Here is a 24,666-nt window from a genome sequence, read left to right on the forward strand (position 1 = left end):
AAATTTAAAGAAAAACGGACGGGAAAGTTGGCTAAGGTCATTGCAATAGCAAATCAAAAAGGTGGCGTTGGAAAAACGACTACAGCAGTTAATGTTGCAGCGTCAATGGCGGCTACTAAGCGAAAAGTGCTATTGATCGACTTAGATCCCCAGGGTAATGCAACTATGGGAAGTGGCATCGACAAATATGAAGTTGATTCCACTTGTTACGAACTGCTGATTGAAGATAAGCCTGCATCTGAAGTGATCATCACTGAAACGTCTGGTAAATACGATTTAATTGCCGGAAATAGTGATGTAACGGCTGCAGAAATCAAATTGATGGAAGTGTTCGCCAGAGAGCTGCGTCTGCGCAATGCATTAGCACCTGTGCGTGATTACTACGATTATATTTTTATTGATTGCCCACCATCGTTAAGTCAGTTAACTGTAAATGCCATGGCAGCTGCCGATTCGGTGCTGGTTCCCATGCAATGTGAATATTATGCATTGGAAGGGTTAACCGCGTTAATGGATACGATTAAAAAGTTAGCATCGGTGGTAAATCCTGATTTAAAAATTGAGGGTGTGCTACGAACTATGTATGATCCTCGAAATCGCTTGGCCAATGATGTATCAGAACAACTCAAACGACATTTTGGTGAACAAGTTTACCGCACCGTTATTCCCCGCAATGTGAGATTGGCAGAAGCACCAAGTTTTGGTGCACCAGCCATGTATTACGATAAATCTTCTACGGGAGCGAAAGCCTATTTGGCATTGGCCGGAGAAATATTGCGCCGTCGTAATAAGATCTTAAAAGAAGCTAGTTAAGAAAAAGGTTAATAGTTGACATGTCGACGAAAAAAAGAGGATTAGGCAGAGGATTGGACGCATTGTTGGCTACCAGCAGTGCCAAGCAAGAATCGGAAGTTTCTGAGCGCAGCAGTGAATTGCAAAAACTACCTATTGAGTTTTTACAAGCTGGAAAATACCAACCTCGTAAAGATATGTCTCCTGAAGCATTAGATGATTTAGCCTCATCAATTCATTCTCAAGGTATTATTCAACCCATAGTGGTTCGCAAAATTAGCGAAGATAAATACGAAATTATTGCCGGAGAACGTCGCTGGCGAGCATCCCAATTAGCTAAGCTTGATGTGGTTCCTTGTATTATTAAGAATGTGCCGGATGAAGCGGCAGTCGCCATTGCATTGATTGAAAATATTCAGCGTGAAGATTTAAATGCCATGGAAGAAGCTCAGGCCCTTGATCGGTTAATGACCGAATTCGAACTTACTCACCAAGAAGTTGCTGAAGCGGTTGGCAAATCCAGAACCACAGTAACTAACCTCTTACGTCTGAATAATTTAAATGAAGATGTAAAATTATTATTAGAGTACGGTGATATTGAAATGGGTCATGCCCGTGCATTATTAGCTTTACAAGGTGATATGCAAACCGAAGCGGCACAAACAGTGTCGGGCAAAGGTTTAACCGTCCGTGATACCGAAAGTTTAGTGCGTAAATTCCTAGAACCGCCAAAAGAAAAGGTTGAGCAAAAAGTCGATCCCGATGTTCAGCGCTTAGAAAATCAATTGTCAGATAATTTAGGTGCGCCTGTGAGCATAGCCCACAATGCCAAAGGAAAAGGCAAGGTCACCATCAATTTTTCAAGTTTAGATGAATTAGATGGGATTTTAAGTCACATCAAATAAAACAATAAATTCGTAGGTGGGTGCTTTAGCCCCGCGAGTTAGGTTGAATATTTCCATGGCCTAAAGGCCAAGCTACAGGTTTAGTTATAATGATGTTTTTCTGTAGGTGGGTGCTTTAGCCCCGCGAATGGGTTAGCTATTTAAAATTTAATTCTTAAATGGTGATAAAACCACCCAAGTACTAGGCAACATATTTAAAACTGTACAAAGTCCCTAAATTCTCCTACCAAAGTGTTATTTAAAACCTTAAAAAGCTGGGTAATATCGGGGTTTTAGTGTTCAATTTTGTAGCTAACTATGAATTAATACAAATAACACAACAAAACGCGCTTAATGGTTGAATATTTGCGATAAAACAGTATAATTTTGGCGCTTTTTGTTGAGGTTTGAACGCGCAGAGGACTAAATTGGCTACTAGCTTAACTACCGAAGGTCGACAGTTGGCTAGAAAAGTACTTTTTATTCAAAGTATTATCGCCATTTTAAGTTCCATATTTTTTGCGATTTTCAAGGGCCAAAATAGCGGGATTTCAGCTTTTTACGGTGGTATTACCTGTTTAATTCCGGCTTTTGTTTTTGCTTTTTATGCGTTTAGATATGCCGGTGCCACGCAAAATAAGATGGTAGTACGGAGTTTTAGCAAAGGCAGTAAAATTAAATTCTTTTTGACCATCATTTTATTCTCTTTAGCATTCAAATGGTCAGAAGTAGAATTTTTACCGTTATTAGTCACTTATCTGATAACGATGATGGCCCAGTGGCCAATAATCAGTTTTTTACATCGCGTTAAGAGTACCGCTTAAAGGAATCTAACGAGATGGAATACCAGTATCTTTAACTTTTACAATTTGGATGGAAAAATGGCAGGATCGGGTGGCGAACTAACCATTAGTGGTTATATTCAGCACCATTTGACTAATGCAGCCGTTGATGTGGGGTCTATGACTTTTCACGTTGATACGCTTGCTTGGTCAGTGGTTCTTGGATTGGTGTTTATTTTAAGTTTTCGTGCTGCAGCAAAGAAAGCAACTGTTGGTGTCCCTGGAAAGTGGCAAGCAGCGGTTGAAATCATTGTTGAATTTGTAGCAGATACAGTCAAAAGTACCTATCACGGTAAAAGTCCTTTAATAGCGCCATTAGCACTCACTATATTTGTGTGGGTATTGCTAATGAACTTAATGGATTTAATACCCGTTGATTTCTTACCTACTTTGGCTTCTTTAATAGCTGGTGAGTCAATGGATGTCATTGCCGCTGGTGAATCACATACCTACATGAAAGTGGTACCTACTACTGATGTAAACATGACTTTCGCATTGTCGATTGGCGTGTTCATTTTGATGATATTTTATTCCATCAAAATCAAAGGATTCGGCGGCTTTATGAAGGAGCTGTATGCTCATCCGTTTAACACGCCGTGGTTGTACTGGTTCAACTTTATACTTGAATTAGTATCGTTACTGGCCAAACCCTTGTCTTTATCATTGCGTTTGTTCGGTAACCTCTACGCAGGTGAGCTGATATTTATTCTGATTGCAGGAACTATGGGGTTATGGCAATTGCCGTTGCACTTCATTTGGGCTGCATTCCACTTGTTGGTCATTCCGTTGCAAGCATTCATATTCATGATGTTAACCATCGTATATTTGAGTCTGGCAAGTGAAGAACACTAATTTCTAACATTACTATTTTTATTAAACTTTAACTTAAAACACAAAGGTGAAAATCTATGGAAATCTTGGGTAATCTATATATCGCTGTTGGTATTTTGATTGGTCTATGCGCACTAGGGCCTGCTATTGGCTTTGGTATCTTGGGTGGTAAATTTCTAGAGTCTGCTGCTCGTCAACCAGAACTAGCGCCTACTTTACAAGTAAAAATGTTCATCGTAGCAGGTCTTATTGATGCTATCGCGATGATCGGTGTAGCTATCGCACTATTCTTGCTGTTCGTTGAAAGCGCGAAGTTTGCTGTATAAGCACAACAATTGTAATCAACGAATTGAGGAGGAGCGGACTTGAACATCAATGAAACTCTAATTGGCGAACTAGTAGCATTTATATTCTTCGTGTGGTTCTGCATGAAGTATGTATGGCCCCCTATTATGGGCGCTATCGAAGATCGCCAACAAAAAATTGCTGATGGTCTTGCAGCTTCAGAACGAGGTGAAAAAGACCTTGAGCTGGCGCAACAAAAAGCCACTGAGCAATTAAAAGAAGCAAAAACTCAAGCAGCTGAAATTATCGAACAGGCCAAAAAGCGTGCAACTCAAATAGTTGACGAAGAAACGCAGAAAGGCCATACCGAGCGTGAAAAAATTATCGCGCAAGGTCAAACCGAAATTGAAGCAGAACGCAACCGTGTAAAAGAAGATCTTCGTAAGCAAGTCGCAGTCTTAGCTGTTGCCGGCGCAGAGAAAATCTTGGCGAGAGAAATCGACGCCGCTGCACAAAGTGACATAGTTGAAAAACTTGTCGCTGAGCTATAAGGGGCACATGAGCTATGTCTGAATTGACAACTGTTGCTCGCCCTTATGCTAAAGCAGCTTTCGACTATGCGGTTGAGAAGCAAGCTGTACCACACTGGCAAGAAATGCTGGAGTTTGCAGGTGAAGTAGCGGACAACGAGCAGATGACTAACATCTTATCGAGCGCTATGGCTGCCGAAAAACTAGCTGATTTGTTTAACAGCGTGTGCGGTGAACAACTCAACGAAGCGGGTCAAAACCTTATTGGTGTTTTGGCTGAGAATGGACGCTTGAAAGCGCTGCCTGATATTGCATTGTTGTTTAATCAATACAAAGCTGAATTCGACAAAGAAATAGATGTAGAGGTTACCTCTGCTGTTGAATTGAGTGATAAACAACTGTCTGAAATCAGCACGTCTCTTGAGACACGTCTTGCACGAAAAGTTAAGCTGAATTGTAACGTCGATACTGCCATTGTAGCCGGAGTCATTATTAAAGCCGGTGACACAGTAATTGATGGTTCGGTTAGATCAAAACTACACCGTCTATCAGACGTTTTACAATCATAGCGGGGAAATAGAGCATGCAACTGAATTCCACTGAAATTGCAGAACTGATCAAAAAACGAATTGAACAGTTTGATGTAAAAAGTGAAGCTCGTAACGAAGGTACCATTGTTGGTGTAACTGACGGTATCATTCGTGTCCATGGCCTTGCCGATGTAATGCAAGGTGAAATGATTGAGCTTCCTGGTAATCGTTATGCTATCGCATTGAACCTTGAACGAGATTCTGTAGGTGCGGTAGTAATGGGTCCTTATGCGGATCTACGTGAAGGTATGAAAGTCCAATCTACAGGTCGTATTTTGGAAGTTCCTGTTGGCCGTGCCCTTTTAGGTCGCGTAGTTAACACCTTGGGTGAGCCTATTGATGGTAAAGGCGCAATTGATGCTGAAGGTTTTGAACCAGTAGAAAAAATTGCTCCAGGCGTAATTGAACGTCAATCAGTAGACCGACCTATCCAAACAGGTTATAAATCGGTTGATGCCATGATCCCAGTAGGTCGTGGACAACGTGAATTGGTTATCGGTGACCGTCAAACAGGTAAAACTGCTTTGGCAATCGATGCCATCATCAACCAAAAAGGCACTGGCGTTAGCTGTGTATACGTAGCGGTTGGCCAAAAGGCTTCTACCATTGCTAACGTAGTACGTAAGCTAGAAGAGCACGGCGCAATGGATCACACCATTGTAGTTGCTGCTTCTGCGTCAGAATCAGCAGCACTTCAGTACTTAGCACCTTATTCTGGTTGTACTATGGGTGAGTTTTTCCGTGACCGCGGTGAAGACGCACTAATCGTATACGATGATTTGTCTAAGCAAGCTGTAGCCTATCGTCAAATATCATTGCTACTTCGTCGTCCTCCAGGTCGTGAAGCTTATCCTGGTGATGTTTTCTATCTTCACTCTCGTCTTCTTGAGCGTGCAGCTCGTGTAAACGACGTTTACGTAGAAAAATTCACTAATGGTGAAGTAAAAGGCCAAACAGGTTCATTGACTGCATTGCCAATCATTGAAACTCAAGCCGGTGACGTATCAGCATTCGTACCTACTAACGTAATATCAATTACCGATGGTCAGATCTTCTTAGAATCTGATTTGTTTAACGCGGGTATTCGCCCAGCTGTTAACGCCGGTATTTCGGTATCTCGTGTTGGTGGTGCAGCGCAAACTAAAATCATCAAGAAACTAGGTGGCGGTATTCGTCTAGCCTTGGCTCAGTATCGTGAATTGGCTGCGTTCTCGCAGTTCGCATCTGACCTTGATGAAGCGACTCGTGAGCAACTTGAGCACGGTGAGCGCGTAACTGAATTAATGAAGCAAAACCAATATGCACCACTTTCAGTGGGCGATATGGGTGTATCTTTGTTTGCAGTTGAAAAAGGCTATTTGAAAGGCATCGAATTGAATAAAGTATTGGATTTCGAATCTTCACTACATTCATTCATGAACGCTGAATATGCTGATCTTATGAAAACACTTAACGACACTGGTAATTACAACGGTGACATTGAAGCCCAGTTAACTGAAGCTTTGGACAAATTCAAAGCAACGCAAACTTGGTAATCAATTGGGTAGCTTAACCGCTACCCTAACGTTGAGAAATCGGAGATAAGTCATGGCCAGCGGTAAAGAGATAAAAGGTAAGATCGGGAGTATTAAAAACACTCAAAAGATCACCAGTGCTATGGAAATGGTTGCCGCGTCTAAAATGAAAAAGGCGCAAGACCGTATGGAATCCAGCCGTCCATATGCCGAAAGCATGCGTCAAGTGATTGGTCACGTGGCCCACGGTAACCTTGAATATCGCCATCCTTATTTGGATGAGCGTGAGGTGAAACGTGTTGGTTATATCGTGATTTCAACTGACCGTGGTCTGTGTGGTGGATTGAACTCAAATGAGTTCAAAAAAGTAAGCCAAGACGTCAAAAAATGGCAAGACCAAGACGTTGAAGTGAGCTTCGCTGCATTGGGCGCAAAAGCATGTGGTTTTTTCGGCCGATTCGGAGGCAAGGTACTTGCAGCTGAATCTGGGATAGGTGATTCGCCAAGTGTTCAAGATGTTATTGGTTTAGTACGTGTAATGTTAAACGCGTACAACGAAGGTGAAATAGACCGTTTGTTTTTGGTCTACAACGACTTTGTCAATACTATGACGCAAGAACCCAGAATCGATCAATTGTTACCTTTGCCTAAGTCTGATGAAGAAGAATTAAAGCATCGTTGGGATTACATTTACGAACCAGATCCAAAACCAATTTTGGAAAAATTAATGGTCCGTTATATCGAATCTCAGGTGTACCAAGGCGTAGTAGAAAATTCTGCGTCAGAGCAAGCCGCGCGAATGGTAGCGATGAAAGCCGCTACTGATAACGCAGGCGATCTAATCGATGATTTGCAATTGGTATACAACAAAGCACGTCAAGCAGCTATCACACAAGAAATTAGTGAGATAGTGAGCGGCGCGGCAGCGGTGTAGGCAAAGGTTTAAAAATTAATGAGGACTAAACATGAGTCAAGGTAAGGTCGTCCAAATCATTGGTGCGGTTGTGGATATTGAATTTCCACAAGATGCCGTTCCAACTATATATGACGCACTGATAGTTACCGAAGGTAACTTGAAGGGATTAACCTTAGAAGTGCAACAGCAACTTGGTGGCGGTGTGGTACGTAGTATCGCATTGGGAACCACTGACGGCTTAAGCCGTGGGTTAGCTGTAGAAAATACAGGTGCACCTATTACAGTTCCAGTTGGTACCAAAACATTGGGCCGTATTATGGACGTATTAGGTAATCCAATCGACGAAGCTGGCCCAATTGGTGAAGAAGAGCGTATGTCTATTCACCGTGCAGCGCCTAGCTACGAAGACCAATCAAGTTCTGTAGAACTACTTGAAACTGGTATCAAAGTAATCGACTTAGTTTGTCCCTTCGCAAAAGGTGGTAAAGTTGGTCTATTCGGTGGTGCTGGTGTAGGTAAAACAGTAAACATGATGGAATTGATTCGTAACATCGCTATCGAGCATAGTGGATACTCAGTATTCGCCGGTGTTGGTGAGCGTACTCGTGAAGGTAACGATTTCTATCACGAAATGAACGAATCTAACGTACTAGACAAAGTATCACTAGTATATGGACAGATGAACGAGCCTCCTGGAAACCGTTTACGCGTAGCGTTAACTGGTTTGACTATGGCCGAGAAATTCCGTGACGAAGGTCGTGACGTACTGTTCTTCGTAGATAACATCTATCGTTATACACTAGCTGGTACAGAAGTATCTGCACTACTAGGTCGTATGCCATCAGCGGTAGGTTACCAGCCTACATTGGCTGAAGAGATGGGTGTATTGCAAGAACGTATTGCATCTACTAAGACTGGTTCAATCACATCAATCCAAGCGGTATACGTACCTGCGGATGATTTGACTGACCCTAGCCCAGCAACAACCTTTGCTCACTTGGATGCAACAGTTGTATTGTCTCGTGATATCGCTTCTTTGGGTATTTACCCAGCGGTTGATCCACTAGATTCTACGTCTCGTCAGCTTGACCCTCAGGTTATTGGTCAAGAGCATTATGACACAGCACGTGGCGTTCAGTCGGTTCTTCAGCGTTATAAAGAATTGAAAGATATCATTGCGATTCTAGGTATGGACGAATTGTCAGAAGAAGACAAATTATCTGTATCTCGTGCTCGTAAGATCCAGCGTTTCTTGTCACAGCCATTCTTCGTTGCTGAAGTATTTACCGGTTCACCGGGCAAATATGTATCTTTGAAAGATACTATCAGTGGCTTTAAAGGGATCCTTGCAGGTGAGTATGATCACTTACCAGAGCAAGCTTTCTATATGGTTGGCTCAATTGACGAAGCCGCTGAAAAAGCCAAAGGCAAGTAAGACGCAATATACTGCGTCTTTTTCCTTAGTTTTTTCGTAAACCTAAATAGGAGGTCCCATGGCAATGACAGTACATCTGGATGTGGTAAGTGCCGAAGACAAGATTTTTTCTGGTCTGGTAGAAACTATTCAGATTACCGGTAGTGAAGGTGAGCTAGGTATTCATCCTGGACACGCACCTTTAATTACAGCGTTAAATCCTGGCATGGTTCGTTTGGTTAAACAGTTTGGTGAAGAAGAAATCATCTACATTGCTGGTGGACTGTTAGAAGTTCAACCTGGTACTGTGACTGTTTTGGCTGATACTGCTGTTCGCGCAGAAGACTTAGATGAACAATCTGCTTTAGAAGCAAAACGTTCAGCTGAAGAACATATCGCAAACGGTGGAGCTGACTTTGATTATGCTGAAGCCGCTGCTCAACTTGCAGAAGCCATCGCGCAAATCCGATTAATTCAGAAATTGCGTAAATAACCAGAATTTAGTTATTCGTAAAAAACCCAGCCAAGTGCTGGGTTTTTTTATAACTAAGGTTTTGTAACCATGATTAATTGAGCCTAAAAACGATTAGTAGTGGTTTAAAAAGACAACTCTGGTTTATAGTTAACCTTAATGCAATCTGCGCAAGGACCTAGTTCTTCCATATGAAAATCAATACAATCATGACGACAGATATCGTTTGTGTGCAAATGGACAGCACTTTATCTGAAGTAAAAAGACTATTTGAAAACCATAAATTCCATCATTTGTTAGTGGTGGAAAATACCAAGCTAGTGGGCATTTTATCGGATAGAGATTACTTAAAAGCGATTAGCCCCAATATCGATACAGCTGTTGAATCCCTGCGAGATAGCGCTAGTCTAAACAAACGGGTGCACCAAATTATGAGTCGCGACTTAGTCACCCTGTCGCCCAGCAGTGGACTTTTCAAAGCCATTCAAACCTTTAATGCCAACGGCGTTTCCTGTATTCCGGTTATTAATTCTGAATTTCAACCAGTGGGAATTTTAAGTTGGCGGGATGTATTCAAGTTCGTTGAAACAAAACAAATAGAAAAGTACCTTTCAAAATAGATTAGTTAACGGACTAATCACTGAATTCCCTCCCCTTTGTAATATATGCGTATAGATTTGTGTGGTGCGCAGATCCGCATGGCCTAATTGATCTTGAACCGTGCGAATGTCGGCCCCAGATTGTAAAAGATGGGTTGCGAAGGTATGACGCAGCGTATGAGGTGTGACGTTCTTATTGATTTCTGCATGCTTACTGGCAGTTCTTATCGCTTTTTGTAATCCAGACTCATCTAAATGATGACGCCGTAATTTTTTCGTTTCTGGATCGATAGATAAGCGACTAGAGGGAAATAGATATTGCCACCCCAATTCGTTAGTCGCTGACTTGTACTTAACTCTTAATCTATTTGGTAACCAAACCCCAGAAAAATTGGGGTTAGCAATATCAGTAGTTAAATAGTGATCCACTAAAACTACCTGTTTATGTAAATCTGAAATCAGGTTATCAGCTAAAGTTACCACACGATGTTTACCGCCTTTGCTGTTCCATATTCGCACCGATTTATAGTCAAAATCTATATCCTTAACCCGCAGTCGAATACATTCCATTAAGCGTAACCCGCTGCCATACAAAAGCGATGCAGGTAGTTTATAATTGGCATTGATGCAATTGAGTAAGGCACGTACTTCGGGTTGTGTTAACACCACAGGTAGTTTTTGTTGTCGAATGCTACGCACATACTTCAACTTTAAAGATAAGGGCTTCTCAATAATTTCTGCGTACAAAAAAGACAGCGCATTCAAGGCAATTTTTTGAGTGGAAACTGCAACGTCTAATTCCAACACCAAATGGGATAAAAACTGTTCTACTTCCAAATTATGTAACTGAGCAGGATGACGCTTGTTATGAAAATGAATGTAGCTACTTATCCAAGTTAAATAGGTTTGAATGGTACGTTTTGCATAATGACGCTGATACATTTCGTCTTTCAACATTTCCAAAAATGGCGATTTCATCCCCTTTACGATCCTTGTAAAAGCACTGTATAAAACACCAGAATAGACAACTACTCCGCATAACAGCAAGAAAATGGAATAAAACTGTACTTTTACCAACACAAGTCCACTCTTCAGGACATATTTTTAACCTGTACAGGCACTTATCAATTATGTTAAAAAAGACAATAACTAAATAAAGGAAATATTCCGCGTTGGTTTAAAGGAATTTTTCTAACTAAGAATATTGTTATATGCCTATGAAAACTTTGTATAGATTGCTTGCTTTGATTATATGTTTTGCCGCGTTAATCCAATGGTACGGAATTGGTGAAAGAATTATTCATGGCTTATGGCAGTGGTTTAAATTTTATGGATATAGCAATGATGGGCGTACGACTGTTAGTGAAACTTCTTTAATAATCACATCCGTTGCGACATTCATCACTCTCATTTTTTGCATTTTATTGCACAAATATAGCGAGGATAAATTTACTAAATTAACCGTTAAGCTGTCTTCTTATTCATTAACACTAGGTTACTCTTCATTAATTGTGTTACTAATAAGCCCAATAGGTTTTTTAGTGCAGAGATAGCGGCATATAACAACACGCCCTGAGGTGGACCGCAAGCGCTAAAGCCTGCTATCCACCGCAAATTTCAGCAACGGTGAGCCTTTACTTTTCAACGCTGTCAAATAGGACGATTCGTCATATGCGGTCCTTGTTTTCCAACACCTAAATAGTATCCGTATCCACTTAAAAGCCAGTGACCTGATGATGGTGTTATGTGGCTTTCCTTTGGCTTCTTGTTGCCGGTAATACGCCTTTGCCCAAAACGAATAACGTACAGATAAACCCGCCCATTCAACAAACGTTTGCCGTAAAAACTTGGTACATGAATATCGCCAATGTATCCATTCCTTTTTTCCGCTACGTTCCGTTACAGGCGCAATACCTGCGTATTTTTGTATTTCTTCAGGCGAATTATAACGGTCACGATTTGAGCCCATTGCCGCGAGTAAACGAGGGGCTATTTGTGGGCCTGCACCTGGCAAACTATCAAAAATAAATCGGTCATTATGCTGTTTGTAGAGCGTTTTAATCTCATCATCAAAGCGTTCAATGGAAAACATGAGCTGTTTAAGTTGGGGAATGAGGCACTCAATAAGAAGTAAGTTTGGCGCAATGACTGCTTCGTCATTGGTGAGTGCTTCGGCTTGTTTGATTTCATGGATACGTTTTTCATTTACCTCAGAATAACGTGAGTTATGCAGGTTAAAGAAATCAATAAACGACTGCTTTCTGGCTCTCTTTGCTTGTGCGAGTGATGGCCAACGTGAAATAAAATCGCAGAATATAATGGTATCCCTTTCTTTAAACCAATCAAGCACATGGGGATAATAATTCTTCAGTGTTGTGGTAATTCGATTGGTTAAATCAACGCGTTCTTGTACCAGCTTGCGACGATATTCAACTAATTGAGATAGCTTTCTAATCACTTCTGATTCGGGGGTAATGACCTTTAGTTTGTCCATGTGAAGTTTTAGAATTTCGGTCTGGATAGCGGCATCGGTAGGATCATCTTTTGCACCACTTTGCGTGAACGTTTCTCGATATCTAGCCACACTTCTGGGGTTAATGGGAAATAAAACGATATGGTTAAACTTGCTCAATGCATAAATAAGTGGTCCTTTTTTAAGCTCACATGCAACGGCAACGAGCTGACCTTTATATCGCGCTCTTAAGTCGTTTGCCCAAGCGTTAATGTGCTTGGGCTGAGACGAAATGACACTAAAACATTGGCTATTTGTACGGCAATTTAGTTCACAAATGTCGTGTTTACGATCCGCCCAGTCGATACCGATGAGCGCTGCAAAATTAGAAACTTCAAAGGCTTTCATTATTGGCCTCCTAAGCGTAAAGTTAGAATTGGAATATGGTGGTAAATTTGTTTCTTCGCAGGTCTTATAGATAGTCGGTGCGACGACATTCCCTGAGTATGCGTAGTGAAACAAGTGACTTCTGTTGATTCGAAAGTCTTGTTATGAGCATCAAATGCTATCGCTCAAATATTCGTGATCAACAGAAGCATATTCCACCGATTAATGAGATAGGTAAACTGATTAATTAATGGAACGGTCAAACTATAAGCTGTTCAAGCGGGACTTCTAACAGTTGGCTGGTTTCGCTTCGCTCACAATTTTAGCCAACTATTATAAGCCCCTTAACAGGGCGTTAGGCATTTAGGAGAGTTCAGTGGTTATCTTTAGAATCTTATTTAGCCTGATTATTATTGGGGCTGCTATTTATTGGTACTTTAACCCTGATAGTCATATGGAACCAATCATAATAATTATTTCTTCAGTTTTGGTTCTTATTGCAAGCTTTAATCACTGGTCTGCTCGTAAAAAATCGGATGAAAAGCCTGTTAAAGAAAGTGAACTTTCAATAGATATTATTTCCCCAAAAATACGCTGTTATCGTGAATGGATCGACTACGGCATTAAAATAGACTTTGAGCTTTTCTTTAGCAAAAAGGTTTTAATTAAAAGCATAAAACTTAAATATAAAGAGCCGTTTGGGCTTGGTGAAAAGTGGGAACAAAGAGCTGATTTATATTATGTTGAACTAGATCATGAAGACTTATTGGCGCAGGATTTGGCGCAACTAGAAAAATCACTTAAAGAAAAAGCTTCATTACCTAGTTTCCCTCGCACTTTTGAAGAAAAATCTATTTTACAAGTTACTTTATGTGGCTATGTTGCTGGTGAACGTTTGCCCGATGGTTGGGAGGGCGTTTCGTTGAAGAATTGGACATTAGTTGTTGAGTATAACGAAAATCAAACACTTGAGACTCCGATTATACTCCAAGCACATGATAAGTCAGAGAAGCGAGCAACTGAGTTTAAATATGTTGGTTTCGTAAATGCCTAACAAAGCCATCAAACAAAGGACACAAAACAGCAGGCTTGTGCTCCTTCGTCGCCAATTTTAGCCTGCTATTTTGTGCCGTTTACGGCAAGCGTTATACCTATAAATAGTCGAATCGAGTATTAAATGAATTTCTTAAAAGTAATATTATTATTAATCATATCTGTTAACTCGTATGCTGAAGATAAAAAAATTGAAAATATTTTCACGTCAAACCATATTACTGGGTCAATATTAATTGAATCACTTGATGGTAAAGTGAAGTATCAATATAACGTAGATGATACAGAAAGCTTCGTACCAGCATCTACTTTTAAAATTCCTAATACACTTATCTTTTTAGAAGAAGGTCTAATTAAAGATCAATTTGAGGTTATTAAATGGGATGGTAAAGAGCGTGAATATGCATCATGGAATAAAGATCAGACACTTGAAAGTGCTTTCCAATATTCATGTGTATGGTGTTATCAACGTTATGCAAAACAAGTAGGCGATGAAAAATATCACGACTATTTGCGCAGGTTTGATTATGGAAATTTTCTAACTGGTGATGATATAACTCGCTTTTGGTTAGATGGTGAATTAAGGCTCTCTGTTAAAGATCAAATAAATTTTTTACGTAAAGTATATTCTGAAGAGCTACCTATACAAAAGGGGCATATTAGAACTCTCAAAAGAATAATGCTGTCAGAAGAGAATAAAAACTACAACATTTGGTCAAAAACAGGGTGGTCTGGAAAAGATGGATGGTATGTCGGTTACCTAGTCTCAGGTAATGAAACATGGTTCTTTGCCAATCATATTGAAATAAATAAAAATTCAGATTTAACTTTTCGCAAAAAACTTACAATGGAAACACTTAAGGAGTTAAGTATTATTAAATAGCAATAGGTATAACAACACGCCCTGAGGTGGACCGCAAGCGCTAAAGCCTGCTATCCACCGCAAATTTCAGCAACGGTGAGCCTTTACTTTTCAACGCTGTCAAATAGGACGATTCGTCATATGCGGTCCTTGTTTTCCAACACCTAAATAGTATCCGTATCCACTTAAAAGCCAGTGACCTGATGATGGTGTTATGTGGCTTTCCTTTGGCTTCTTGTTGCCGGTAATACGCCTTTGCCCAAAACGAATAACGTACAGATAAACCCGCCCATTCAACAAACGTTTGCCGTAAAAACTTGGTACATGAATATCGCCAATGTATCCATTCCTTTTTTCCGCTACGTTCCGTTACAGGCGCAATACCTGCGTATTTTTGTATTTCTTCAGGCGAATTATAACGGTCACGATTTGAGCCCATTGCCGCGAGTAAACGAGGGGCTATTTGTGGGCCTGCACCTGGCAAACTATCAAAAATAAATCGGTCATTATGCTGTTTGTAGAGCGTTTTAATCTCATCATCAAAGCGTTCAATGGAAAACATGAGCTGTTTAAGTTGGGGAATGAGGCACTCAATAAGAAGTAAGTTTGGCGCAATGACTGCTTCGTCATTGGTGAGTGCTTCGGCTTGTTTGATTTCATGGATACGTTTTTCATTTACCTCAGAATAACGTGAGTTATGCAGGTTAAAGAAATCAATAAACGACTGCTTTCTGGCTCTCTTTGCTTGTGCGAGTGATGGCCAACGTGAAATAAAATCGCAGAATATAATGGTATCCCTTTCTTTAAACCAATCAAGCACATGGGGATAATAATTCTTCAGTGTTGTGGTAATTCGATTGGTTAAATCAACGCGTTCTTGTACCAGCTTGCGACGATATTCAACTAATTGAGATAGCTTTCTAATCACTTCTGATTCGGGGGTAATGACCTTTAGTTTGTCCATGTGAAGTTTTAGAATTTCGGTCTGGATAGCGGCATCGGTAGGATCATCTTTTGCACCACTTTGCGTGAACGTTTCTCGATATCTAGCCACACTTCTGGGGTTAATGGGAAATAAAACGATATGGTTAAACTTGCTCAATGCATAAATAAGTGGTCCTTTTTTAAGCTCACATGCAACGGCAACGAGCTGACCTTTATATCGCGCTCTTAAGTCGTTTGCCCAAGCGTTAATGTGCTTGGGCTGAGACGAAATGACACTAAAACATTGGCTATTTGTACGGCAATTTAGTTCACAAATGTCGTGTTTACGATCCGCCCAGTCGATACCGATGAGCGCTGCAAAATTAGAAACTTCAAAGGCTTTCATTATTGGCCTCCTAAGCGTAAAGTTAGAATTGGAATATGGTGGTAAATTTGTTTCTTCGCAGGTCTTATAGATAGTCGGTGCGACGACATTCCCTGAGTATGCGTAGTGAAACAAGTGACTTCTGTTGATTCGAAAGTCTTGTTATGAGCATCAAATGCTATCGCTCAAATATTCGTGATCAACAGAAGCATATTCCACCGATTAATGAGATAGGTAAACTGATTAATTAATGGAACGGTCAAACTATAAGTTGCTTAAACGGACACGTAACAGTTGGCTGCGGCTCGTACCTCGCGCATTTTAGCCAACGTTACTTAGCCGCTTAGCAAGGCGCTATGTACTGAGGGAATATCTTTGAGTAAAGTCGTAATCTTCGGAAATTCGGGCTCTGGTAAATCAACATTAGCAAAAGAGTTAGCGTTGAAAAATAACTTAGCTCACTTAGATCTTGATACTGTGGCATGGAAACTTATTTCCCCACCAGAGCGGTTATCTATTTCAGAATCCAGTAAATCGATAAATGACTTTTTATCAACTAATGGTGGCTGGGTTATTGAGGGTTGTTATTCTGATTTATTAGCGCTTGTAACTCAGCAAGCAGATGAAGTCATTTTTCTAAATTTACCAGTCAATCTTTGTATCGAAAATGCTAAAAATCGACCGTGTGAACATTAACTAGACACCCATTGTAAAAAACAAAATTAGACTTTGCCGTTAACTGCTTTAGGGGTTTTGTTGTTGTTACAAAGGGGGGGCTATATGCGCCTAGACAGGCTTCTATCTTAAATGCCTTCCACCATCGAGGTGTATGGTGCGTCCAGTGACGTAACGGCTTGCAAGCAGCCATTCAATGGTATTGATGGCTTCTTGAAATGAGCCTTCGGTTTGCATCAAGGATTTATTCCTAGCTTTTATTTTATAACGATCATCATCATCTTCGTTAAACGCTAACAGGGCTGGAGCGATAGAGTTAACTTTAACCTTTGGGCTAAAGCGCTGGGCAAATGACAAGGTTAAATTTTCTAATGCCGCTTTGCTGGCAGCGTAGGCCACATGCTTTTTACTACCTTTAGATGCGACATAGTCACTTATATGAATGATGTCAGTAAATTGATGGTCATTTTTAGGTGTAAGGAGTGACTTAAAGGCTAAGTTTAACTGGTAAGGGACTTCAGCATGGATGGTCATCATCTTAGAAAATATCTGATGATAACTGGCAAAGTCTAAAACTTGGTTATCATCATGCCAATCTGATGCGTTGTGAATTAAGCAGTCTATGGCGTCATTGTTGCTGGTAACTGCAGCGATAAACGCCTGGGTTTGTTGTTGATCGTAAAAGTCTAGCTGGTACAACTGGGCTCCTTTTGCCTGCAAGTTGTTGATAGATTCTCGTTCGGTCCGATAAGTACCTATCACCTTGTATTGCTTGTCCAAAAAGTGCTGGGCTAAACACAAGCCCAAGCGTTGCCCTACGCCAGTTATAACTACCGTTGGCATTTACTTTAAAAATTCTTGTCGGGTAATGGCGTTTTCTTTAAAACTGCCGCCAAGTGCTGTGGTTGTAGTATAAGAGTTTGTGTCCATTACGCCACGGGATTTAACGCAATAATGGGTAGCGTTGATTGATACTGCTACATTGTCGGTATGCAATAGCGTTTGTAGCGCCACTAAAATCTGTTGAGTTAGGCGTTCTTGTACTTGTGGGCGCTGGGCAAAAAATCGAACAATACGATTGATTTTTGATAAGCCAATAATGCTGTCGTTGGGAATATAAGCAACACGGGCTGTGCCATCAATAGTCACAAAGTGATGCTCACAGGTACTGGTTAAACTAATTTTGTCTACTTTAACCATTTCATCAAGATTCATCTTGTTCTCAATGGCTGTGACCTTAGGAAAGGTTTTGTAATCTAAGCCAGAAAAAATTTCGTTAACGTACATTTTGGCTAGCCGATGGGGAGTTTCGCACAGGCTGTCGTCAGTTAAATCTAAGCCCAGTGTGGTCACTATATCGGTAAAACTATCTTTAATTTTGGCGTATTTTTGTTTGTCGGTCAGTTTGTTGTCGACCATTGGGGTTTCTAAACCACGCTTAACCAATGCATTTCTGACAATCAATGCTTCTTCGCTGATTTGGTTAGAGGATTCGTTTTCACTAGCAATGCTCAAAGTAGCTGTTGGTGATGTCATGATTATTTCTCCTGTGGACTGTCGCTGTGAATATCGAGTGACAAAGATACCGAATCTGCAAAGCGCAGTGCATGAGGTTTATCTATTTTGACTTTAGCATAGACCACGTCTTGGTGTTCATTACAAATATTGAGTACATCTGCAACTAGCTTTTCGAGCAATAAAAAGCGTCCAGACTCTACATGTTTGATAATGGCTTTGGTGATGGTTTTGTAATTGAGGGCATCGCTTACCTGATCTTCCAAACATCCACTATTAAGAGGATAGTGAATTTCAGCATTAATCACTATGTCTTGTTGTTTATTCTTCTCTTCGTCATTAAACCCAATATAGGTTCTGAGCCTTAGATTGGTTATTTCGATAATGGCGTTCATCTTAGTGGACGAGCCCTCAGACAACTGATGCATTGAGTTATCTGTTAAAGCGAAAGCAGGAGCATTCATTGCACATCTCTTCACTGTTTTAGTATTGTTCTAAATGTACGCCCTTAATTTGATTTTGGTTCATTTTAAGAGCAACTGGATTTTGTAGGATCATACTTACTTAATATTGGTTTTAAATACAAAATTTTGATTTTTGTGCAATAACCGCAAATAAAAGCCAGTAATTGTCACTAAACAGGTAAATTTTGTAATGGATTTAGAAAGGGGTTATAAACGAATAATCCAATGCCTGGTTATTTATAGTTTTGATGAGCGCTTTTCCAAGCAAGCTTGTTCACTTAGGCCTAAGAAGCGAAGTGGGTAGAGTTCAAAATGTTGTTATCTTTAGGTATTTATTGATAATGATACCTAGCTAAATAATAAGCATTATTGACTTTGTGTGTTTCGGGAATACTTGTTTATGTTTGGTTTCAAAACGCTTTAAATTGCCTAAATTAAAGGGCTATATTTTCCAGTATTGAGATATATTTATGACCGACATAACTAACATTATCCTCATAACATCCATGGACGATGGCGCTTGGGCCAATAGTGACCATGGAAATGCCGATATTTTGTATGAATATTTGCGCACCAACTATCGTGGAGAGTCCTTAACCAAAGTTGATCACCATGGAGGCGGAAACAAAGGAATGACCTGCGATATATTCATGGCCGGCATTGATTATCTTGATAAAGACAAGCTTATTGAGAAGTTCAACAGTATTCAATGGGATAGGCCCAAGAAAGTGCAGTTATTAATTAAGGGAAGAAAAGATGATGTCTTTTCTGTCTACCGCCCCAAAAAATAACCGGCTCTGGAGCGTGGGAAGACGGAGGCATTTCGTCTTCTATGGGCGTTAAAACGCTTAACCCTTTGTTTTACCACTGTTATATCAAAAATCAGGTATAGGCATGTTTGTCGTAAGTTGTCATTTTTCAGTGCTGTAGACTAGTCTTGAATAGGCATTTTAGTCGATGCTGTTGTGCTTACGGCTTGTGCTGGTTGTACTTTGAATTAGTTGTACTTTGGGTTAGTTTTAGTTTGTGCAGGTTACGGTGCAACTACACAAAGTGTGGATCTTAGGCTGTTAAAAAATGGTTGTTAAAAAGGACATGCACCTCCCCCTGTTTAGAAAGCACCTCATAAATAATTTAAAGAGGCTAAGATGGCTAAATAAATACAACTAAAAAATTAAAAGGAATAGGAAAATGGCTCTAGAAAAGAAAACATTTAGATCTGGACCCTTTGCTGATTTTATCGCCCAAGGAGTGCAAGTAGGCAACATACTTTATATGTCAGGACAAATTGGAATGGACGAAGAAGGCAATGTGGCTGACGGGGTATTAGCGCAAGTTGAATTGGCGTATGAGAATTTGAAATTAGTTTTGGCTGAGTTTGGGGCAACCATTGAGAATGTAGTGGATGAAACCTACTTTGTTACTGATGTTGAAGAGTTAATGATTAACGCCGAAGTTGTCTATACTGCAAGGGAAAAAGCGTACGGTGGCACTCCAGAGGTATCTCAGACAGTAATACAAGTTGCAGCCCTGGTTGATCCAAGGCTCAAATTAGAAATTAAGTGCAGCGCTCACCTCAACTAGACTTACTAAAGTGCTTTTGTCGTCAAATAAGTATTAAAGTTTGATTCCATTAGCACTACTTTGAATTCTTAAGGAAATCAAAAACAAAGACTCGTGGAGGTTTAGCTTCGAGGGTTAAACACCAGTCGTTGTGATGCTTTTGGAGTGTCGATTATATTCTTTCCGTCGAACACTTGTTGTCCATTCACCCATGTACCTTCAATGCTAGAGGTAAATTGGTGGCCATTAAAGGGAGTCCATTTACATAAATAACGGCAATTCTCATGGGTCACTTTGGTTGGTTTTTGTAAATCGACCAAGATGAAGTCGGCAAAGTAGCCCTCTTTAATGTAACCACGTTGTTCGATGGCATAGCGCTTAGCTGGGTTGTGGGCGGTCTTTTCAACCACTTGTTCCAAGGTTAAACGCTGGTGATGGACGTGGTCGAATAGGCTTAATAAGGCATGCTCAACTAGGGGTAAGCCTGCGGGTGCCTGGTTGTAATCAACTTGCTTTTCTTGCCACGTGTGTGGGGCATGATCAGTGGCGATAATATCGATTTGGTTGGAGCGCAGGGCTTGCATGATGGCATCGCGGTCACTGGCTTTTTTTATCGCAGGGTTACATTTAATTTGGTTTCCAAGTTTGGCGTAATCGTCTTGGCTAAACCATAGGTGATGCACACAGGCCTCGGCAGTTATGGTTTTGCTTTCCACAGGTCCAGATTCAAACAGGCTGAGTTCTTTGGCGGTGGTAATGTGCAGCACGTGTAGGTTGCTGTTATATTTTTTAGCTAGGGAGACAGCGTAAGAGGATGAGGCATAACAGGCTTCCTCATCTCTGATGATGGGGTGGTCATTAATCGTTGGAACATGGCCATGTGCGGTAACTTTTTTAAGGTTTTGCGCAATAACAGCCCCGCTTTCACAATGGGTGACAATTAAGGTTGGGCTGTCACGAAAAATCCCATCTAAGGCATCTGGATGTTCTACTAATAAGTCACCCGTTGATGCGCCCATAAACACTTTAACGCCGCAGTGTTTTTTTGGGTCTAGCTTTTTTATTTCATCAATATTGTCTTCCGTTGCGCCAAGGTAAAACGAGTAGTTTGCCAATGAATTTTGTTGTGCTATATCAAACTTTTCCTCTAGAGCGGCTATGGTCGTTGTTGCGGGGTTAACGTTAGGCATTTCCATAAAGCTGGTGATCCCACCGGCAACGGCTGCGCGGGATTCACTGGCGATATTGCCCTTATGGGTTAAGCCTGGTTCACGAAAATGAACTTGGTCGTCTATCATGCCGGGTAACAAAAACTTGCCGCTGGCATCAATGACGGTATCTAGTGACGTAGCAGTAATATGGGTATTGATGCACTCAAACTTCTCACCAGTGACTCTGACATCACCTTCAAATATCTTCCCGTCTGTGACTATTTTGGCGTTTTTTACGAGAATTGACTGGCTCATACTAATGCGTCTCCTAAGATGGTTACCTGAGCTTGTTCAAAATTAACATTGAGATAAAAACAGCCAGGGCGGCCCGTGTGACAAGCCGCACCTACTTGGTCTATTTGGCATAAAATAACATCGCCATCACAATCAAATGCCATTGATTTGACCGTTTGAGTGTGGCCGCTAGTTTCACCTTTTATCCATAGTTGATTGCGGCTGCGAGACCAATAGGTCATGCGCTTGGTGTCAATGGTTTTTATCAGTGAGGCTTTGTTCATCCATGCGAACATTAAGATGTCTTTGCTGGTGGCATCTTGGGCGATAACTGGGATTAGTCCTTGTTCGTTAAAAGCCAAGTGTTCAATGATCTCTGACAGCTTAATTGAGGTTTTATCGGGTAAATTTTCAAGCTGCTGAAAGTATTCACGTTGCATGGTTGTTGACTCTTTTTAGTCTGTTTAATGATTTTTTGAACATTCGATGTCGATAAATTCGAGAGAGAGTAATCCGTTTTTTTACTCGCTAGAATGGCAGTTCGGCGATGAACTCATGCATCACCTATACGCTTTATTATTCGTCCCAAAGGGGGAATGGGTCGCTGAGTGTTGTCCAGTAAGCTCTACCTTTTAGCAATTCATCATCGGATAATAAACAGTCATCAAGGGCGCTGATCATGGCCTGTTTATCTAAGTTTTGACCGATAAATACCAGCTCTTGGCGCATATCACCGAACGGTTCTACCCATTGATTTTCGATTTCCTCAAGTAGCTCTTGTTCGGTTGGCCAGTCAGCTTTAGGTACTGCTTTCCAAAACATGCCAACATAACCATATCGAGCAATGCCGCCAGCTTGGCTCCATTGACCGCATGTAAAAGGACGTGTTGCTAACCAAAAATACCCTTTGGAACGAATTAATTTGCCAAATTTTTCTGTGCTGTGAAGTAGATCGTAGAACTTTTTAGGAGCAAATGGGCGGCGAGCTACATAGTTGAAACTGCCAATGCCATATTCTTCTGTTTCAGGTACATGCTCACCGCGCATTTCTTTTAACCAACCTGGAGCTTGCTCGGCCCGTTCAAAATCAAATAAACCTGTGTTAAGCACTTCGTTTACATCCACCTCACCAGCGGTAATGGGAATGATTTTGGCGTGGGTGTTCAGTGCTTTTAAAATGGCATTTAGTCTTTCAACATCAGCTTCACTGGCTAAATCTGTTTTGCTAATAAGGATTACATCGGCGAATTCAACTTGGTCAACTAGCAGATCGGCTACGCTACGTTCGTCTTCTTCACCCAATGACTCTTGGGTGTCTTGAAGATATTGTGCTTCGTCGTAATCTTTTAGGAAGTTGACGGCATCAACCACGGTGACCATAGTGTCTAAGGTTGCAATATTAGACAGCGACACGCCGTCTTCGTCGGCAAAGGTAAATGTTTCTGCTACTGGCAGTGGCTCTGAGATACCTGTTGATTCAATAACGAGGTAATCGAAGCGTCCATCTTTGGCTAATTTCTCGATTTCAATAAGCAAATCTTCTCGTAGGGTGCAACAGATGCAACCATTGCTCATTTCGACTAACTTTTCATCGCTTCGATTCAAAGATACGTCGTTTTTGACAACGGCAGCATCAATGTTGATTTCGCTCATATCATTGACTATCACAGCCACTTTTTTGCCATCACGATTATTGAGAATGTGGCTTAGTACGGTTGTTTTTCCTGCGCCTAGGAAGCCAGAAAGCACGGTTACGGGTAATTTATTTTTCATAGTCTAGCAGCTTATATTTGAGAACTGTAGTTATGTTATACTATAACAGTAATGTTGTGATAGTAGATTACGAAAAAATACCTATAAAAGTGACATTTGGTAATTATCTGTGAGCTTTTTAAAGACGTTTTCTGGCTGAGAAAAGGTAACGATTACAGGCGTAAACTCTTGCCGTTTTATCAGCCCGTAATTTGACGCGAAAGCAACGCTTTCCATCGAATATGAGCTATCTTTTTAATTTTTTGGGGGTAAATTTATTCCTTATTCATACTAAATATCCATTGGAAATTACATTCCTCAAGCACTTAATTGAACTCTTACTCGAATAAAAACACAAACAACTACCTAGATTAATAAGTAATAAATCTCTTTTTCAGCGTTCATCGTGAAATCCCTTGTGGGCAATAAAGTGCTCTGTTGAGTCCTCCCTAAAGATGGAATGTTGCGAATTTAGATTCAGTAATCAAACTGGGTGTTTCATTAGGTTAGCAATGCTGAGATTGCAGTTTTTTAGGTAGGGATGGCGATAGTTTTGGAATAAATCAGGCATTCAATTGGCATGGAAAAAGGGGAAGTTTTGCTTTTGTTTGACGGCAAGCTACATAGTGGTCAAATTCGAGGAAAGTATTGTGTTTCTGGGCTCCAGCCTTGATAGGTAAAAGCTATCTCCAATTACAGTTGATATATGTAGAGAAATATTTAGACTTGAATTGTGATATTATCACATAACCAAATGCGGCAAGGCGTAGGTACGATTCTTTGAGTAATAATGTGTGATTTATGCATGCAGTGCTATCTTAATAGAGAGTGACTGAGCGTTTTGGCTAAAAATTTGAACCGTCCTTAGGTTTGGCTCTCAACATCAAGATCCGACGGGACAACGAACTTATAGGAGAAATGTCTACATTATGTTTACTAAAGAAATGGTACATATGGCACTGCAAACCTGGTGTGACAATGTCGTAAAAGTTGGAAAAGTTTATTCTGAAGGAGGCGATGTTCAAGCATTTTCTCTTCAGGTGCTATCTGATAGTTATGATTACGACAATGGCCACGTATTGTTTAAACCTACGCTAACCTTTGGTCAGCAGACCTTTCGTCCAACCAAAGAAGGTGCTCTTTCTTATTTTGTAGGCGGGAACAGTGATTTCCCCGACGATAAAGGGTTCAAACTTAAGCCTTGGGTAAAGGTTTGGTTTAGTAAAGAAGATTTTATTTTGCATGGTGACCTAGCGATTGTGCAGTGTAACGTGCACTTTATCGGCGACGACGACAGCCATATTTTTGTGAACAAAAGCTTCGTATTTAAAGAATGTGAAGATGGCAAGGCCCGCATAATTTTACACCAATCTTCATTGCCTTATCAGCCTTAAATATAACAGTCACCTTTTGCCACGTGCTTCAGAGTCAATCTAACCGTGGCAAAAGATGCGGCTCAAAATACGCTATTCAAACCAATTCACAAGCAACTTTAACTTCTTAAACCGCCATGCTTTCTT

The 24,666-nt window shown here is 40.6% G+C and carries 27 protein-coding genes; 18 read left to right on the forward strand and 9 right to left on the reverse strand.

The genetic code is table 11. The features are described 5' to 3' along the window. The first annotated feature begins 27 nt into the window (after window positions 1-27). The 12 genes from AB6T38_RS17505 to AB6T38_RS17560 all read left to right on the forward strand — a co-directional run bounded on the left by AB6T38_RS17505 (window position 28) and on the right by AB6T38_RS17560 (window position 9,690). Entirely contained in the window at window positions 28-813 is a 786-nt protein-coding gene (locus tag AB6T38_RS17505; protein ID WP_348491696.1) for a ParA family protein, read from the forward strand. A gap of 20 nt (window positions 814-833) precedes the next feature. Beyond that, window positions 834-1,697, forward strand: a complete 864-nt coding sequence (locus AB6T38_RS17510) for a ParB/RepB/Spo0J family partition protein (protein WP_372548527.1) — start codon at window positions 834-836, stop codon at window positions 1,695-1,697. Between the two features lie 440 nt (window positions 1,698-2,137). Next, a complete protein-coding gene (locus AB6T38_RS17515) occupies window positions 2,138-2,500 on the forward strand; it encodes an ATP synthase subunit I (RefSeq protein ID WP_372548528.1) in 363 nt (120 codons plus the stop codon). A 57-nt stretch (window positions 2,501-2,557) separates the two neighbouring features. Next, window positions 2,558-3,370, forward strand: coding sequence for a F0F1 ATP synthase subunit A (gene atpB / locus AB6T38_RS17520; protein ID WP_372548529.1), 813 nt, complete (start codon window positions 2,558-2,560; stop codon window positions 3,368-3,370). Window positions 3,371-3,426: 56 nt separating this feature from the next. After that, window positions 3,427-3,675, forward strand: a complete 249-nt coding sequence (gene atpE, locus AB6T38_RS17525; protein WP_008842484.1) for a F0F1 ATP synthase subunit C — start codon at window positions 3,427-3,429, stop codon at window positions 3,673-3,675. A 39-nt stretch (window positions 3,676-3,714) separates the two neighbouring features. Then, a complete protein-coding gene (atpF, locus tag AB6T38_RS17530; protein WP_372548530.1) occupies window positions 3,715-4,185 on the forward strand; it encodes a F0F1 ATP synthase subunit B in 471 nt (156 codons plus the stop codon). Between the two features lie 14 nt (window positions 4,186-4,199). Beyond that, window positions 4,200-4,733 (forward strand): F0F1 ATP synthase subunit delta, encoded by a 534-nt coding sequence (atpH, locus tag AB6T38_RS17535; protein ID WP_372548531.1) that lies wholly within the window; start codon window positions 4,200-4,202, stop codon window positions 4,731-4,733. 14 nt (window positions 4,734-4,747) lie between these two features. Continuing rightward, window positions 4,748-6,289: a F0F1 ATP synthase subunit alpha gene (gene atpA, locus AB6T38_RS17540; protein ID WP_372548532.1), complete on the forward strand. Its 1,542-nt coding sequence runs from the start codon at window positions 4,748-4,750 to the stop codon at window positions 6,287-6,289. 52 nt (window positions 6,290-6,341) lie between these two features. Beyond that, window positions 6,342-7,202, forward strand: a complete 861-nt coding sequence (gene atpG, locus AB6T38_RS17545; RefSeq protein ID WP_372548533.1) for a F0F1 ATP synthase subunit gamma — start codon at window positions 6,342-6,344, stop codon at window positions 7,200-7,202. A 31-nt stretch (window positions 7,203-7,233) separates the two neighbouring features. Continuing rightward, window positions 7,234-8,619 carry a F0F1 ATP synthase subunit beta gene (gene atpD, locus AB6T38_RS17550; protein WP_303477636.1) on the forward strand — a complete coding sequence of 462 codons (1,386 nt, stop codon included), beginning with the start codon at window positions 7,234-7,236 and terminating at the stop codon, window positions 8,617-8,619. 58 nt (window positions 8,620-8,677) lie between these two features. Continuing rightward, the gene (locus tag AB6T38_RS17555) at window positions 8,678-9,091 is read left to right on the forward strand and encodes a F0F1 ATP synthase subunit epsilon (protein WP_303477637.1); all 414 of its coding nucleotides are present in this window, start codon (window positions 8,678-8,680) and stop codon (window positions 9,089-9,091) included. A gap of 170 nt (window positions 9,092-9,261) precedes the next feature. Beyond that, window positions 9,262-9,690 carry a CBS domain-containing protein gene (locus AB6T38_RS17560; protein ID WP_372548534.1) on the forward strand — a complete coding sequence of 143 codons (429 nt, stop codon included), beginning with the start codon at window positions 9,262-9,264 and terminating at the stop codon, window positions 9,688-9,690. Here AB6T38_RS17560 and AB6T38_RS17565 read toward each other — a convergent pair. Then, on the reverse strand, window positions 9,682-10,647 hold the full coding sequence (locus AB6T38_RS17565; RefSeq protein ID WP_372548535.1) for an integron integrase: 966 nt from the start codon (window positions 10,645-10,647) through the stop codon (window positions 9,682-9,684). The genes AB6T38_RS17560 and AB6T38_RS17565 overlap by 9 nt on opposite strands. Before the next feature lie 613 nt (window positions 10,648-11,260). Further along, on the reverse strand, window positions 11,261-12,529 hold the full coding sequence (locus tag AB6T38_RS17570) for an IS110 family transposase (RefSeq protein ID WP_372548536.1): 1,269 nt from the start codon (window positions 12,527-12,529) through the stop codon (window positions 11,261-11,263). Between the two features lie 355 nt (window positions 12,530-12,884). On the opposite strand from AB6T38_RS17570, the gene AB6T38_RS17575 reads away from it, so the two are divergent. Both AB6T38_RS17575 and AB6T38_RS17580 read left to right on the forward strand, forming a co-directional pair. Then, complete coding sequence (locus AB6T38_RS17575) at window positions 12,885-13,562, forward strand: hypothetical protein (protein ID WP_372548537.1); 678 nt, start codon at window positions 12,885-12,887, stop codon at window positions 13,560-13,562. Window positions 13,563-13,685: 123 nt separating this feature from the next. Beyond that, window positions 13,686-14,444: a penicillin-binding transpeptidase domain-containing protein gene (locus AB6T38_RS17580; protein ID WP_372548538.1), complete on the forward strand. Its 759-nt coding sequence runs from the start codon at window positions 13,686-13,688 to the stop codon at window positions 14,442-14,444. 40 nt (window positions 14,445-14,484) lie between these two features. On the opposite strand, the gene AB6T38_RS17585 is transcribed toward AB6T38_RS17580, so the two are convergent. After that, on the reverse strand, window positions 14,485-15,753 hold the full coding sequence (locus AB6T38_RS17585; RefSeq protein WP_372548536.1) for an IS110 family transposase: 1,269 nt from the start codon (window positions 15,751-15,753) through the stop codon (window positions 14,485-14,487). Between the two features lie 354 nt (window positions 15,754-16,107). On the opposite strand from AB6T38_RS17585, the gene AB6T38_RS17590 reads away from it, so the two are divergent. Next, window positions 16,108-16,428 (forward strand): NACHT domain-containing protein, encoded by a 321-nt coding sequence (locus AB6T38_RS17590; protein ID WP_372548539.1) that lies wholly within the window; start codon window positions 16,108-16,110, stop codon window positions 16,426-16,428. Between the two features lie 102 nt (window positions 16,429-16,530). Here AB6T38_RS17590 and folM read toward each other — a convergent pair whose 3' ends face one another. Genes folM through folX form a run of 3 tightly spaced genes read right to left on the reverse strand, consistent with a single transcriptional unit; the run spans window position 16,531 to window position 18,317 of the window. Beyond that, entirely contained in the window at window positions 16,531-17,250 is a 720-nt protein-coding gene (gene folM, locus AB6T38_RS17595) for a dihydromonapterin reductase (RefSeq protein ID WP_372548540.1), read from the reverse strand. After that, the gene (gene folE, locus AB6T38_RS17600; protein ID WP_372548541.1) at window positions 17,251-17,943 is read right to left on the reverse strand and encodes a GTP cyclohydrolase I FolE; all 693 of its coding nucleotides are present in this window, start codon (window positions 17,941-17,943) and stop codon (window positions 17,251-17,253) included. A 2-nt stretch (window positions 17,944-17,945) separates the two neighbouring features. Continuing rightward, window positions 17,946-18,317 (reverse strand): dihydroneopterin triphosphate 2'-epimerase, encoded by a 372-nt coding sequence (gene folX, locus AB6T38_RS17605; RefSeq protein ID WP_372548549.1) that lies wholly within the window; start codon window positions 18,315-18,317, stop codon window positions 17,946-17,948. A 539-nt stretch (window positions 18,318-18,856) separates the two neighbouring features. On the opposite strand from folX, the gene AB6T38_RS17610 reads away from it, so the two are divergent. Both AB6T38_RS17610 and AB6T38_RS17615 read left to right on the forward strand, forming a co-directional pair. Next, complete coding sequence (locus AB6T38_RS17610) at window positions 18,857-19,177, forward strand: hypothetical protein (RefSeq protein ID WP_372548542.1); 321 nt, start codon at window positions 18,857-18,859, stop codon at window positions 19,175-19,177. 400 nt (window positions 19,178-19,577) lie between these two features. Next, window positions 19,578-19,970 (forward strand): RidA family protein, encoded by a 393-nt coding sequence (locus AB6T38_RS17615; protein ID WP_372548543.1) that lies wholly within the window; start codon window positions 19,578-19,580, stop codon window positions 19,968-19,970. Between the two features lie 101 nt (window positions 19,971-20,071). On the opposite strand, the gene AB6T38_RS17620 is transcribed toward AB6T38_RS17615, so the two are convergent. The 3 genes from AB6T38_RS17620 to zigA form a co-directional block, all read right to left on the reverse strand. Then, window positions 20,072-21,415 carry a dihydroorotase gene (locus tag AB6T38_RS17620; protein WP_372548544.1) on the reverse strand — a complete coding sequence of 448 codons (1,344 nt, stop codon included), beginning with the start codon at window positions 21,413-21,415 and terminating at the stop codon, window positions 20,072-20,074. Beyond that, entirely contained in the window at window positions 21,412-21,834 is a 423-nt protein-coding gene (hisI, locus tag AB6T38_RS17625) for a phosphoribosyl-AMP cyclohydrolase (protein ID WP_372548545.1), read from the reverse strand. The genes AB6T38_RS17620 and hisI overlap by 4 nt, the downstream gene beginning before the upstream one ends. 136 nt (window positions 21,835-21,970) lie before the next feature. Beyond that, window positions 21,971-23,167: a zinc metallochaperone GTPase ZigA gene (gene zigA, locus AB6T38_RS17630; RefSeq protein WP_372548546.1), complete on the reverse strand. Its 1,197-nt coding sequence runs from the start codon at window positions 23,165-23,167 to the stop codon at window positions 21,971-21,973. A gap of 908 nt (window positions 23,168-24,075) precedes the next feature. Between zigA and AB6T38_RS17635 the strand changes: the two genes are divergently transcribed. After that, window positions 24,076-24,540, forward strand: a complete 465-nt coding sequence (locus tag AB6T38_RS17635) for a hypothetical protein (RefSeq protein ID WP_372548547.1) — start codon at window positions 24,076-24,078, stop codon at window positions 24,538-24,540. Window positions 24,541-24,666: the final 126 nt, after the last annotated feature.

The organism is Aliiglaciecola sp. SL4 (genome assembly GCF_041538045.1).
Lineage (GTDB): Bacteria > Pseudomonadota > Gammaproteobacteria > Enterobacterales > Alteromonadaceae > Aliiglaciecola.